This window comes from Thermobispora bispora DSM 43833, assembly GCF_000092645.1.
GTDB classification, from domain to species: Bacteria; Actinomycetota; Actinomycetes; order Streptosporangiales; family Streptosporangiaceae; genus Thermobispora; species Thermobispora bispora.
In genome coordinates this window covers 852,506-866,275 of sequence record NC_014165.1, presented here as the reverse complement: position 1 = coordinate 866,275, position 13,770 = coordinate 852,506, and the positions used below count along the sequence as shown (strand labels likewise).

At 73.5% G+C, this 13,770-nt stretch carries 9 protein-coding genes; 2 read left to right on the top strand and 7 right to left on the bottom strand.

The window, feature by feature from the left end:
- Positions 1-169: 169 nt before the first annotated feature.
- From TBIS_RS03860 to mtrA, 3 genes are read right to left on the bottom strand one after another with little or no spacing between them, the layout of a single operon-like run.
- Positions 170-1,978 (bottom strand): LpqB family beta-propeller domain-containing protein, encoded by a 1,809-nt coding sequence (locus TBIS_RS03860; protein ID WP_013131029.1) that lies wholly within the window; start codon positions 1,976-1,978, stop codon positions 170-172.
- Positions 1,975-3,759 carry an MtrAB system histidine kinase MtrB gene (gene mtrB / locus TBIS_RS03855; RefSeq protein WP_013131028.1) on the bottom strand — a complete coding sequence of 595 codons (1,785 nt, stop codon included), beginning with the start codon at positions 3,757-3,759 and terminating at the stop codon, positions 1,975-1,977. Before mtrB ends, TBIS_RS03860 begins: the two co-directional genes overlap by 4 nt.
- Before the next feature lie 15 nt (positions 3,760-3,774).
- Positions 3,775-4,452, bottom strand: coding sequence for an MtrAB system response regulator MtrA (gene mtrA, locus TBIS_RS03850; protein WP_013131027.1), 678 nt, complete (start codon positions 4,450-4,452; stop codon positions 3,775-3,777).
- A 204-nt stretch (positions 4,453-4,656) separates the two neighbouring features.
- On the opposite strand from mtrA, the gene TBIS_RS03845 reads away from it, so the two are divergent.
- A complete protein-coding gene (locus TBIS_RS03845; RefSeq protein ID WP_013131026.1) occupies positions 4,657-5,829 on the top strand; it encodes a glycerophosphoryl diester phosphodiesterase membrane domain-containing protein in 1,173 nt (390 codons plus the stop codon).
- Between the two features lie 32 nt (positions 5,830-5,861).
- Here the strand turns inward: TBIS_RS03845 and TBIS_RS03840 are convergent, their stop codons facing one another.
- The 3 genes from TBIS_RS03840 to TBIS_RS03830 are packed head-to-tail and all read right to left on the bottom strand — an operon-like array spanning position 5,862 to position 8,584.
- Positions 5,862-6,455: a GNAT family N-acetyltransferase gene (locus TBIS_RS03840; RefSeq protein ID WP_013131025.1), complete on the bottom strand. Its 594-nt coding sequence runs from the start codon at positions 6,453-6,455 to the stop codon at positions 5,862-5,864.
- A complete protein-coding gene (locus TBIS_RS03835; RefSeq protein ID WP_013131024.1) occupies positions 6,452-7,924 on the bottom strand; it encodes an APC family permease in 1,473 nt (490 codons plus the stop codon). Before TBIS_RS03835 ends, TBIS_RS03840 begins: the two co-directional genes overlap by 4 nt.
- A 24-nt stretch (positions 7,925-7,948) precedes the next feature.
- Positions 7,949-8,584, bottom strand: a complete 636-nt coding sequence (locus tag TBIS_RS03830) for a GOLPH3/VPS74 family protein (RefSeq protein ID WP_013131023.1) — start codon at positions 8,582-8,584, stop codon at positions 7,949-7,951.
- A gap of 1,106 nt (positions 8,585-9,690) precedes the next feature.
- Here TBIS_RS03830 and TBIS_RS03825 point away from each other — a divergent pair.
- Positions 9,691-12,189, top strand: a complete 2,499-nt coding sequence (locus TBIS_RS03825; protein WP_013131022.1) for a HelD family protein — start codon at positions 9,691-9,693, stop codon at positions 12,187-12,189.
- 253 nt (positions 12,190-12,442) lie between these two features.
- Here the strand turns inward: TBIS_RS03825 and TBIS_RS03820 are convergent, their stop codons facing one another.
- The gene (locus tag TBIS_RS03820; protein ID WP_013131021.1) at positions 12,443-13,705 is read right to left on the bottom strand and encodes an adenosylhomocysteinase; all 1,263 of its coding nucleotides are present in this window, start codon (positions 13,703-13,705) and stop codon (positions 12,443-12,445) included.
- Positions 13,706-13,770: the final 65 nt, after the last annotated feature.

Here is a 13,770-nt window from a genome sequence, read left to right as displayed (position 1 = left end):
ATCCGGAGGACGGCCCGGCTGGGCGGCGGGTGACCCCGGCGACCCGGCACGCCCGGCGCACCGCGATCCGCCACAACGGCCCGGCGGGCGGCGGGTCACCCCGGTGATCGGCGCGCCCGGCGCCCTCGGAGGCGGCGGGGAGCACGAGCAGGCCGAGCGGGGCGGCCGGTCACCCCAGCGGGTAGATCGGGTCGGTGGCGCCGTCCTTCGCGATCGGGGTCCAGGTCCGCTTGTCCGCGTCGTAGCTGCGCACCTCGCTGTCCGCGGTCTTCGGGTCCCCGTCCACGTCGACCGCGGCGAGCACGTGGTCCGGCGCGGCGGCGATCCGGTCGATCTCCGCCTGCGCGTCGAGTTTGATCGCCGCGTCCGGGACCGGCATGCCCTCCATGACCGACCAGGTGGCGAGCTCCTGGCCGCCCTTGCCCTTGGTGAGCACGAGCAGCTCGGCCGAGCCCTGCCAGGCGATGGCCTTGATCTCCTGGCCCTCCTGGGCGTCGATCAGCGTGAACACGTTGTCGATCCGGGACTGCTGGCCCTGCCGGATGATCGTGCCGATCTTGACCTTGCGGCCCTTCGACCCCTCGATGATCATCGCGACCCGGGCGCCGTCGCGGGAGACCCGCAGGGCGGCCACGCGCTCGGCCGCGAGCTCCTCGGGGATGAACACCCGGCGGGCCTGGCCGGAGATCCCCTCCCACACCCGGGTACGGCCGTCGGCCCACTCGGCCGTCCACACCGCGCCGTACCGGTCCCAGGAGGGCGGGGTGAGGTCCTTGCCGGCGATCCACCGCTGCCACTGGACACCCCGGGCCATCGTCGTGGTGTAGATGCCGTCCCCGGCCACCAGGGCCGCCACCATGGGCGGGTCGTCGGCGGAGACCGCCGGGTGGATGAACGCGGTGCCCGGTTCACCGGCCGCCCCGGCGACCGGCTCACCGCCGCCCTTCTCCTTCACCCGGTGCAACCGGCCGCGCTGCATGTAGTAGGCCTGCGGCTGGGAGCCGATCGCGTCCGGGTCGAACCGGGCGTAGTCCGCGGGCCGGAAGCGGAGCCCGCCGTCGCGGAACGGCTCCCCGTTCACCCGGATCTCGATGGTCCGGCCGGTGGCCAGGTCGCCCAGGGTCCAGGCGAGCTGCGCCTTCATCGCCTCCATCTGGGTGAGCGGGACCGACTCGATCGCCGAGGTGAAGTCGACCACGACGGTGTCGCCCTCGACGCTGATCTGGTTGACGTCGGTCCCCGGCGGGAAGGCGGTGCTCACCGCGTCCGCGATCGGCTTGGTCGGCCCGGCGAGCAGGCGGCGGACCAGGGTCTCCGGCAGGCCCCGGGCGGGGTCGATCGGCACCCACACCCGGTCGCGGACGAGCCCGTACGCCGGGATGGTGGGCGGGAAGTAGAGGTCGACCGCGCGGAAGGCCCGCTGCAGGTCGTCGGTGGAGAGCAGCCGCTCGTTGGGGGCGGATGCGATGCGCCACTCCCCGCCGACCTTGACCAGGGTGAACGTCTCCTCGACCTCGCCGGACGCCGGGGTGTACCGGCCCTCGGGGTCGATGGTCGCCACCGCCGTGCCCCGGAGGGTGACCGAGGTCTCCTGGGCGCGGGCGAGCTGCGCGGCCGGGACGGACATGGAGATCCGCCCCTCGTACACCCGCATGGTGCGCCACGGGTTCCACCGCACGGCCGCCTCCTCGGTGAGGTACTGCCGGGCGATGGTGAGCTGCGGGTCGTCGAAGCTCGCGATGGCGGCGAGGAAGCCCCGGACGATGTCCTCCGGGGAGGCGTTCGGCTTCGGGGACTCGGCGATCATCCGGACGTACGGCCGGCTGAGCGTGTCCCGCCCGCTGCCCTCGTCGGCGAGGCGCGGGCTGCTGTTCGCGGGCACCATGGCGCACCCCGCGCCCAGCGCGATCAGGGCGAACGCCAGCCCCGGCAGGCCGTACCGCCGGACGGCCCGGCGGCGGATCCGCTCAGCCCTCACCGGCGCCCCTCCTGGCCCTGGCGGGCGCCCACGCCCTCCCGCCGGTCCTGCTGACCGCCGTTCGCCCCGTCGCCGACCTCGGGGACCATGCTGATCGCCGGGGTGAGCACGGGCGTGCCGTGCCCGCGCCAGGTGCGCCGCATCTCCACCTCCGGCGGGACCAGCGGCAGCGGGGAGCCCTTGAGCTCGGTGCCGGCCACCCGCGGCAGCGAGAGCCGGAACTGGGTGCCCTCCCCGGGCGCCCCCCACGCCTGGAGCCAGCCGCCGTGCAGCTCCGCGTCCTCCTTGGCGATCGCCAGGCCGAGGCCGGTCCCGCCGATCGTCCGCGCCCGGGAGGGATCGGCCCGCCAGAACCGGTCGAAGACCAGGTTCTCCTCCCCCGGTTTCAGGCCGACGCCGAAGTCCCGCACCGCGACCGCGACCGCGTCCCGGTCGGCGCCGAGCGTGACGATGATGTCCTTGCCCTCGCCGTGCTCGATCGCGTTGAACAGCAGGTTGCGCAGGATCCGCTCCACCCGCCGGGTGTCCACCTCGGCCATGCACGGCTCGCTCGGCAGCCGGAGCTCGAACCGGGTCGAGTGCCGCTCGGCGAGGGCCTCGGAGTCCGCCACGGCGCGCAGCACCACGTCCCGCATGTCGACCGACTCCAGGTCGAGCGTTGCCGCGCCGGCGTCGTGCCGGCTGATCTCGAGCAGGTCGGTGAGCATCGCCTCGAACCGCTCGAGCTGGTTCTGCATGAGCTCGGCCGCCCGCGCCGCCCCCGGGTCGAAGGACTCCCGGCTCTCGTACAGCACGTCCGCGGCCATCCGGATCGTGGTGAGCGGGGTGCGCAGCTCGTGCGAGACGTCGGAGACGAACTGCCGCTGCACCTGCGAGAGCTCCTCGAGCTGCCGGATCTTGACGGCGAGGTTGGAGGCCATCTCGTTGAAGGAGGCGGCGAGCCGGGCGAGGTCGTCCTCCCCGCGCACCTTGAGCCGCTCCTCGAGCTGGCCGGCCGCGAGCCGCTCCGCCGCCTGGCGCGTGAGCCGTACCGGGGTCACCACCTGGCGGGTGACGAGCGAGGCCACCCCGGCGAGCAGCAAGAGCAGCGCGATGCCGGTCCCGATGAGCATCCGCTGCACCGAGTAGAGGGTCCGCTCCTCGGCGACGAGCGGGAACAGGTGGTAGATCTCGTAGCTCCCGTTCACCCGGGCGCCGACGATGAGACCCTTCTCGGGCTTGTGCCGGCCGAGGTACTTGATCGAGGCGTACTGCCGGTAGAGCTGCCGCTCCTCCTGGCTCGTCCGGACCTTCTGCCGCAGGGCCTCGGGGATGCTGGCCCGGTCCACGTTCCCGGTGGCGCGGCCCTCGCCCACCCGGTGCTCGTTGAGGATGACGACGTGGTAGCGGCCCCCGGACCGCACAGCGAGGGCGTCCGCCGCCTCCTCCACCGGGTTGCCGGTCCGGGTGCCGCCGGGGTCGCCCTGGGACATGTCCGCGACCTCGGCGGGCGGGGTGCTGAGGAACCCGCTGGCGGTCGCGATGTTGGCGCGCGCCTCCTGGAAGGCCGCGACCTCGCTGCTGTGCAGCACCGAGGTCGTGATCGCCTGCATGAGGAAGACCCCCAGCACCACCACCACGGCCATGGAAAGGACGAGCGTGCTGGTGACCACCCGCAGCTGCAGGGATCGCCGCCACAGCCGGCGAACCGCGCCCGCGGCGCGCCGGGCACGCCTGCGTACGCCCCGCGCGATCTGCCGCGGAGTCCGCCGGCGGGTTCGACTCCTCGCAGGCGTCGACATGACCGGGCGAGAGGATTACGCCGGGCCGGCCTTGTAGCCGACACCCCGGACCGTCACCACGATCTCGGGGTGCTCCGGGTCCTTCTCGATCTTCGCGCGGAGCCGCTGGACGTGGACGTTGACCAGCCGGGTGTCGGCGGCGTGCCGGTAACCCCAGACCTGCTCGAGCAGCACCTCTCGGGTGAACACCTGGCGCGGCTTGCGCGCCAGCGCGACCAGCAGGTCGAACTCCAGCGGCGTGAGGTTGATCGTCTGGTCGCCCCGCTTCACCGAGTGGCCGGCCACGTCGATCGTGATGTCGCCGATCTGGAGGATCTCGGGGGTCGGCTCCTCGGTACGGCGGAGCCTCGCCCGGATGCGCGCGATGAGCTCCTTGGGCTTGAACGGCTTGATGATGTAGTCGTCGGCGCCGGACTCCAGGCCGAGGACCACGTCGACCGTGTCGCTCTTCGCGGTCAGCATGACGATCGGCACGCCGGACTCAGCGCGGATGCGGCGGCATACGTCGATGCCGTCTGCTCCGGGGAGCATAAGATCAAGGAGGACGAGGTCCGGTCGGATCTCACGGAACGCATCAAGCGCCTTGTCACCGTCGTACACGAACGACGGCTCGAAGCCCTCGCCGCGCAAGACGATGCCGAGCATCTCGGCGAGAGCGGCGTCGTCATCGACGACCAGCACGCGTCCTTTCATGGCTCCTCATTCGATCCACGCTGGGCAAGATCCGGGCGTTTTGCCGCAGTTAAGACGGAAGCGTACCTGTGACTAGCCCTTGGGTGTCACACGACCATGACAAAGGATGGAGTGTAAGCGCCGTTAAGAAAAGCCCGCGATGACCCGTCCGCTCTCCGCGGGCGACGGTGCGTGCCGGGCGCACCGGCATGCCAGCATGGGGGCATGACCAACAGCTCCGGCCAGGTACCCGAGGAGCCCGGCGCCCCGCGGCCGCACCACGGGGCCCACGGATCCCCGCCCCCGGGCCCCGGTCCGTACGGACCCCACGGCCCCTACGGCCCGGCCGGCCCGTACGGCGGCCCGCCACCGGGCGGAGTCCCCCCGTACGGCTTCGGCCCGCTCGCGCCGCAGCCCGGCATCATCCCGCTGCGGCCGCTCGTCCTCCCCGAGATCTACGCGGGCGTGGTCAACCTGCTCCGGGCCAACCCGCAGGCGGTGCTCGCGCCGGCGGCGATCATCGCCGCGATCACCACCTTCATCGCGGGCGTGGTGCAGTACGCCCTCGTCCGCCAGGTCCCCGGGAACCTGCCCACGGAGGTGACCGACCCGGAGAGCCTGCGGACCATGCTCAACTGGTTCTCCGTCGTCCTCCTCGGGCAGCTGCTCGCGGCCATGGTCGCGTTCGCCGGGGGAACGGTCTACACGGGGGTGCTGAGCCCGGTCCTCGGCCGGTCGGTCCTCGGCGGGCGGATGAGCCTCGGCGAGGCGTGGCGGGCGACCGGTCCCCGGGTCGCGGAGCTGCTCGGGCTGGCCGTGGTCGAGCTCCTGCTGTTCGTCCTGCCGGCCGGCGCGCTGCTGGGCGCCACGCTCCTGCTCGGCTCGTCGGGCCTGCCGTCCGGGCAGGTCGCCGCCGGGACGCTGCTGCTCCTCCTGCTCGGCCTCGCCTACCTCGCCTACGTGCTGTTCCTCGTGGCGAGGCTGGCGGTCACCGCACCGGCCCTCGCCCTGGAAGGGCTCGGGGTGACCGGTGCCCTGCGCCGCTCGTGGCGGCTGGTGCAGGGCGGGTCGTGGCGGGTGCTCGGCATCGTCGTGCTCACCAACCTGATCGCCGGGCTGCTCGGCTCGGTCGTGCTCGTGCTGTTCCGGCCGTTCGAGGCGATCGAGGGGATCGGCACGGCGGTGAGCTTCGTCGGTGCGGCCGTGAGCACCGCGATCACCTACGCGCTCCAGGCGGGGGTGACCGGCGTGCTCTACACCGACCGGAGGATGCGGGCCGAGGGGTTCGACACCGCGCTCCGGACGGCGGCCGAGCAGAACGAGCGGCTGGGCTGGGTGCCGGCGACGGTCGACGACCTGTGGCGGACCGGCCCGGCCGGCGGAGCAGGCCGGGGCTAGCCCGGTCCACGCCCCACCGGCCGCGGGTCCGCTCAGGAGGCGGGCGGGCGCCACATCGGGAACATCGGCGGCGCGCCGCCGGGGATGTTCAGCGGTTCGCCGTGGTCCCGGTAGCCGTGGCGCAAATAGAGCCGCCGGCTGCGCTGGCTGCTCGCCTCCAGGTAGGCCGGCTTCCCCGCCGCGTCGAGCCGGGCGTGGTAGTGGTCGAGCAGCTTGCTGCCCAGCCCTTGGCACTGCCGCTCGGGGAGCACGGCGAGGAAGGCCAGGTAGTGGTGGGGATCGGTGGGATGGTGCTTGTCCATCGCCTCGCCCAGGGCGTCGAAGCGCTCGGCGTGCGGGCCGGCCACCGCCGCCAGCCGGGGGCCCATGTCGGGGATCTCCGGTGGCGGGGTCTCGTAGGGCAGCCAGACGGCCACCGCCGACATGTCGGCCGTGGCGTAGACCTCCCCGTGGGCGAGGGCGTGCTCGGTGAACAGCGCGAAGTAGGGCGGCATCACCCGGCGCCGCTCCTCGTCCGACGGGACGAGCCAGGCGGACATCTCCAGCTCGTGGAAGGCCGTGGCGATGATCTTGGCGACGTCCTCGGCCGCCGTGCCGCCGGGCTGAACCCGGATGATCTCGGTCATGGCCTCCTCCTCAGGTCGGCCTCCGGGCCGAGGCCGATGTTCACGTAGACCTCGGGGCGCCTGGCGCGGAGCACCAGCCCCCACACCACGCCGAGCACGGCGGCGGCGACGTAGACGCCCGGCAGCACCCAGCGGAGCGGCGAGTCCGGGGAGACGCCGAGCACGACGTCGAAGTTGGCCATGGCGACCGCGAGGACGGTCAGGAGCAGCACGGTGGCGATGGCCGGGGCGATCCGGGTCCGCCAGGCGGTCTCGTTGAGATCCGTGCGCTTCGCGAAGAAGAAGAGCACGGCGATCGACGTGCCCAGGAGCAGCAGGAGGATGCCGAGTCCGCCGAAGGCGCCGGCCACGAAGAAGAGCTGGGTGAGCGGGTCGAGGCCGAAGACCGCGTAGATGACGATCACCGCGAGGCCGCTGGCGCTCTGGGCGAGCGAGCCGGCGGCCGGCGACCCGGTCGGCGAGGTACGGCCGAAGAACGCCGGGAGCACGTTCTCCCGCCCGAGCGCGAACACGTAGCGGGCGAGCGTGTTGTGGAAGGCGATCATCGCGGCGAAGATGCTGGTCACGAAGAGGACCGAGCCGATGGTCGCGGCGAAGGACCCGATGTTCTGGCCGGCGAGGCCGAACAGCAGCTCGGTGCTCTGGTCGCGCGCCGCGTCGATGATCTTGTCCTTGCCCACGGGCACGGTCATCAGCCACGCGGAGAGCGTGTAGAGGGCGGTCATGATGCCGAGCGCGACGTAGGTCGCCATCGGCACGGTGCGCTTCGGATCCTTGGACTCCTCCGAGAAGACCACCGACGCCTCGAAGCCCGAGAACGCCGCGCCGCAGAGCGCGATCAGCGCGCCGACGCCGGGGACGAAGAAGTTCGCCGGGTTGAACACGTCGAGGTTGAGGCCGGTGGGCGCCGGCGCGAACAGGTTGGCGATGCCGTAGACGACCACGATGGTGATCTCCGCGACGAGCAGCACCGCCAGGACGCGCCCGTTCACGTCGACCCGCATGAGGCCGAGGATGGCGGTGAGCGCCCAGCCGACGAGCGCGATGGCCCACCAGGGCGGGGCCACGCCGAACCACTCGGTCAGCAGCGGCTCCAGGGCCGGGCCGATCACGCCGTACAGGCCGACCTGGAGGACGCTGTAGGCGATCAGTGCGATCCACGCGGTCGCCACGCCCACCGGCTTGCCGATGCCCTGCGAGGTGTACGCGTAGAAGGCCCCGGCGTTGACCGTGTAGCGGGCCATCGTGACGTAGCCGACCGAGAAGATCCCGAGGACGGCGCCCAGCACGATGAAGGCGAGGGGCACCGCGAGCACCCCGGTCGCGGCGTACGCGGTGGTGACCACTCCGGCGCTCACCATGAGCGGGGCGGCCGCGGAGATGACGAAGAACACCACCGACGGCACGCCGAGCGCGTCCTTGGCGAGCGCCGCGGTGACGACGCTCTGTCGTTGCTCCGTGAGGGACATTGCTTCTCCTGGGGAGGGGGTTGGCTATCGGCGGCTGAGCACGGCGCCGCCGACAGCGGCCGTGGTCTGGGCGATCAGCTCCCGGTACGGCGGGGGAAGTGAGGCGATCGTGGCGCGGATGTGCCCGGAGCCCGGGTCCCACAGCACGACCTTCGCCGCCCCGGTCGCGACGACCAGTCCGAGGAGAACGCTCTCCTGGGTGCTCATCGGCTCCTGGTACTGGATCGCCAGGTTGAGCCGGCCGGTGGGGATCACGGCCACGTCCGGGTCGACCGGCACCCATCGGCGCCGCAGGCCCCGTCCCGGCGGGTGGAGCAGCCCGGCGGCGGCCATCCGGTCCGCCACGTCGCGCCGGGCGGTCTTGGCGAGGAACTCCAGCCAGACCCGGAAGGGATGGAACGGTTCGGCGACGATGTGGTCGAGCGCCCGCTGAGTGACCGCGTCCCCCGTCGCCTCCGGATCGACCGGGACGACCCGCGGCTGCCCGGAGGCCTCCTGGACGGTGATCCGCCCGGCGAGCATGAGCTCACCCAGGATGGCGGCGGCTAGCCCGAGGTCGATCAGCCGTGGATGGAGCCGCATCCGACCGGTCCGGTCGTGATGCACGACGAAATACAGGTCGTCGGCCAAACGGGTGTCACGATGATCGACCTCAGCCACGTACGTCAATCGTATACCCCAATTGATCGGCTTAAAAAGGGATGAGGGGAAAGTCATTGGTAATTCATGGCTTTACGTAACAGGTCTGAATAACTTATCCGGCGAAGGTTGACTATCCGCCGGCCAACCGGTTTACTAACACGTTTTCCTACCGGTACGGCATGGCATGGCTCGCAGGCGGCCGCACCATCTCACCCGCGCTCACCTGGGATGATGCGCCGCAACGCGGCTGAGGGCGGGCTCGCCGGCCGGTCTTCCGGCGGCCGGCGGACGGATTCCTGTGGCCCGGCGCACTGCAGGAACGATCCTCTAATGCTGGCGCCCCGGATGCCGGGCGGTTTCCGCGCCGGATCGCATCCGCCACACCCGGTCCGCGGATTTTGGGTTCCGCCGAAACTCAAAAAGGGGCGCGGCGATAATCGCGGCACCGTGCCGGCCCCACTCAATGTGACAAATGTCCGCCGATATGCATACGTCGAGAAATGCCAAGGTTGACGTGCGCGGGCCGTCCACGCGCCGCGGTCCCCGGGCGGGCCTCGGGCTTCCGGCGGGGCCGCGGCCGCACGCCCATGGGGCCGCGAGGATCAGGCCGTGGGCCTCCGGCGGGACCGTGGCCGTACGCTCATGGGGCCGCGAGGGCCGGGACGTGGGGTGCCGCAGGATGGCGGCCGCGCGCCGCCACCCCGGTTGACCCGCACGACCCGCACCGACCCCGGGCCGGCCTCCCCACGCCTCCTCCACGGGCCGGGACGCGCCGGGCACGATCGGAGAATCGCCTGCCCCGTGGACGGGATGGGCCGAGCGCGCTGATCGCGGCGACCACCCCGGCCGCGGCGGCGCCAAGGGGTCAGCGAAGGCGGGATCCGGCAGGCCGCCTCGGCGACGATCAGGCGATGAGCGGTGACGGCCGGCGAGCGGCGCGGGCGCGAGGGCGGGATCACGGCTTCGGCGACGCGGCATCCCCATGGACGCACGGCCATGGGATAGCGGGGTGGCACGGTGACGGCGCGGTGACCGCGCTGAGCTGCTGCCGGCGGCCGCGGTGTATGGATCAGGACGCGAAGGCGCGCACGCGCATGCCGGAAGGCAGTACCATGGACACCTGCATGACCTGCAGGCACACGAACACCTTTAATTATATCGTATCAGAGGAGCGGCAATTGGCCAACAGCGAGATCGCGCGCGAGCAGGCCTACGTCGACATGCTCTACCGCCGCCTCGACGAGCTGCGGGAGGAGGCCGCCCAGCGGCTGGCCACGGTGCTCCGCGAGCACGGCGGCACCGAGCAGGCGCTCATCGAGCGGGAGTCCGCGGTCGCCCGGTACGCCGACCGGGTGGCACGGCTCGACGCCGCCGAGAACCGCCTCTGCTTCGGCCGCCTCGACATGCGCGACGGCCGCCGCCGCTACATCGGGCGCATCGGCATCTCCGCGGACGACGACGCCGGGGACGGCGAGCCGCTGCTGCTCGACTGGCGCGCCCCGGCCGCCCGCCCCTTCTACCTCGCCACCGCGGCCGCCCCCGAGAGGGTGCGGCGGCGCCGCCACATCACCCTGCGCGGCCGCCGCGTCGCCGCCCTCGACGACGAGCTCCTCGACCGGGAAGCGGCCGGCGCGGAGGACGGGCTCGTCGGCGAGGCCGCGCTGCTCGCCGCGGTGAACGCCGCCCGGACCGGCCGGATGCAGGACATCGTCGAGACCATCCAGGCCGAACAGGACGAGATCATCCGCTCCGACCACCGCGGCGTGCTCGTCGTGCAGGGCGGTCCCGGCACCGGCAAGACCGCCGTGGCGCTGCACCGCGCCGCGTACCTGCTCTACACGCACCGGCACCTCGCCTCCCGGGGCGTGCTCGTCGTCGGCCCCAACCCCGCCTTCCTCCGCTACATCGGCCAGGTGCTGCCCGGCCTCGGCGAGACGAACGTGCTGCTCACCACGGTCGGCGAGATGTTCCCGGGGGTGGTCGCCGACCGGCCCGAGCCGCCGGAGACCGCCGAGATCAAGGGCCGGGCCGTGATGGCCGAGGTGATCGCCGCCGCGGTACGGGACCGCCAGGCGCCGTCCCGCGGGGACGTCGAGATCCCGTACGGGCCCGGCACCCTGCGGCTTACGGAGCGGGACTGCCTGCGCGCCGCCGAGCGGGCCCGCGCCGGCCGGGCCACCCACAACGAGGCCGGGCGGATCTTCCGGCGCGAGATCCTCGACCTGCTCGCCCGGCAGGCCGCCGAGCGGCTCGAGGCCGTCGCGCTCGACGAGGAGGGCCGGCCGCTCGACGGCGGTGACCCGGGCGGTGGGCTCACCGAGGCCGACCGGCGCGCCCTGCTCGCGGCCGGGTACCCCGCGGAGCTGCTCGAAGCCGGCCCCGGCCCGCTCACCCAGGGCGGCCGGGAGACCATGCTCGACGAGGCCGACCTGGCCGAGCTCCGCAAGGAACTGCAAGCCGACCCGGGCGTGCGGGCCGCGCTGGACGAGCTGTGGCCCATCCTGACCCCGCAGCGGCTGCTGACGGACCTGTTCGCCGACCCCGGCCGGCTCGCCACCGCCGCGCCCATGCTCAGCGAACAGGAGCGGAAGCTGCTGGAGCGCCCGCCCGGCGGCGGCTGGAGCACGGCCGACGTGCCGCTGCTGGACGAGGCGGCCGAGCTGCTCGGCGAGGCCCCCCGGACCGGCCCCACACCCGAGGAGATCGAACGGGCCGAGCAGATCGCCTACGCGCAGGGCGTGCTCGACATCCTCGTCGGCTCCCGCTCCAGCGACCTGGAGGAGGGCGAGGAGGGCGAGATCCTCATCGCGACCGACGTCATCGACGCCCGGCGGCTCGCCGAACGGCACGGGGCGGCCGACCACCGCACCCTCGCCGAGCGCGCCGCCGGTGACCGGTCCTGGGCGTTCGGGCACGTGGTCGTCGACGAGGCGCAGGAGCTCTCCGAGATGGCCTGGCGCATGATCATGCGGCGCTGTCCCGGCCGGTCGATGACCATCGTCGGCGACGTGGCGCAGACCGGCGACCCCGCGGGCACCACCTCCTGGGACCGGGTGCTGCGGCCACACGTGGGCGACCGCTGGCGGCTCGCCCGGCTCACCGTCAACTACCGCACCCCCGCCGAGATCATGACGGCCGCGACCCGGGCGCTGGCGGCCACCGCCCCGGCCGGGGAGCCGGAGCCCGAGGCGCCCCGCTCGGTGCGGGAGACGGGCGTGCCCCCGTGGCGGCTGCGCACCACGCCGGAGGAGCTGCCGCGGGTGCTCGCCGAGTGCGCCGCCCGGGAGCTCGCGTCGCTGGGCGAGGGGCGGCTCGCGGTGATCGTCCCGGACGCCCGGCGGGACGAGCTCGGCGAGGCGATCGCCGCGGTCGTCCCGGAGGCCTCCTACGGCGCCGTCCCGGATCTGGAGCGCCCGGTGGTGGTGCTCGGCGTGCGCCAGGCCAAGGGGCTGGAGTTCGACTCGGTCCTCATCGCCGACCCGGCCGCGATCCTCGCCGCCGGGCCGCGCGGGCGCAACGACCTGTACGTCGCCATGACCCGCGCCACCCGGCGCCTCGGCGTCGTCCACCCCGGCCCGCCGCCCGCGGCGATCGCCGCCGCCATCCCCGGCGAGCTCGGGTGACCGCCACGGCTCCCCCGGATCGGAGCCACCGCCCCGCCGTACGGCACGGCCGGGGTGACCCGCGTCAGGGACCCGGGCGGCCCCGCTCGCCGGGCGGCCCGCCCAGCCCGCCGGGCGGGCCGCCGCCCCGGCGGGCCGCCGTGCCATACGCCGGCCGTCGCCTCGCCGTGACGGGCGCGCCCGGGACGGCGGTCCGGCGCAGGCCGGGCCGCGGGCCGTACGGCTCCGCGCGCGGCCCCGCCGGGCCCGGGAGCTAGGAGCCGAGCCGCCAGGAGCGCAGATACCGCTCCTGGTCGGGAGTGAGCGTGTCGATCGTGACCCCGGCGGCGGCGAGCTCGAGCCGCGCGATCTCCGCGTCGATGGCGGACGGCAGGTCGTGCACGCCCGGGGGAAGCCCGCGCCCCTCGGTGACCAGCCAGGCCGCGGCGAGCGCATGGGCCGAGAACGAGATGTCCATGACGGCGGCCGGATGCCCCTCCGCCGCCGTCAGGTTCACCACCCGGCCCTCGGCGAGGAGCAGCAGCCGCCTGCCGTCCGGCAGCACGTACTCGTCGGTGTTGGGGCGGACGCCGTGGCGCACCGCGCTCGCCAGCTCCCGGAGCGCGCGCACGTCGATCTCCACGTCGAAGTGGCCGGCGTTGGCGAGGACCGCGCCGTCCTTCATGACCGCGAAGTGCTCGGCCCGGATGACGTCCCGGTTGCCGGTCACCGTGATGAACACGTCGCCGAGCTCGGCCGCCCGGCTCATCGGCTCGACCTGGTACCCCTGGAGGGCCGCCTCGAGCGCCTTCACCGGGTCGACCTCGGTGACGATGACCCTCGCCCCGAGGCCCCTCGCCCGGTCGGCCACGCCCCGGCCGCAGAACCCGAACCCCGCGACCACGACGACCCGGCCGGCGAGCAGCAGGTTCGTGGCCCGGATGATCCCGTCGAGCGTGGACTGGCCGGTGCCGTACCGGTTGTCGACCATGCGCTTGGTCCGGGTGTCGTTCACCGCGACCACGGGGAAGCGCAGCGCGCCCTCGGCGGCCATCTGCCGGAGCCGGATGATCCCCGTGGTGGTCTCCTCGCACCCGCCGACGACGTCGCCGAGCAGCTCGACCCGCTCGGTGTGGAGGACGTTGACCAGGTCGCAGCCGTCGTCGAGCACGAGGTGCGGGGCGATGTCGAGCGCCTGGTGGATGTGCCGGTAGTAGGTCTGCAGGTCCGCCCCGGCCCGGGCGTGGACCGCGATGCCCCGCTCCCGGAGCGCCGCGGCCACGTCGTCCTGGGTGGAGAGCGGGTTGGACGCGGCGAGCGCGATCTCGGCCCCGCCCTCCCGCAGCACCTGGAGCAGCACCGCGGTCTCGGCCGTGACGTGCAGGCACGCGGCGATGCGCAGCCCGTCGAGCGGCCGCTCCCGGGCGAACCGCTCCGCTATGCCGGCGAGCACCGGCATCGACCGGGCGGCCCACCCGATCCGGAGCTCTCCCTCAGCGGCCTGCCCCACCGGCGTGACCGGTTCCGCCGTGCCCACCCCTGCCCTCCGGCTCGACTCGTCCGAGCGCACCGGTGGCGGCGGGAGTGGTCCCGCCGCCCCGG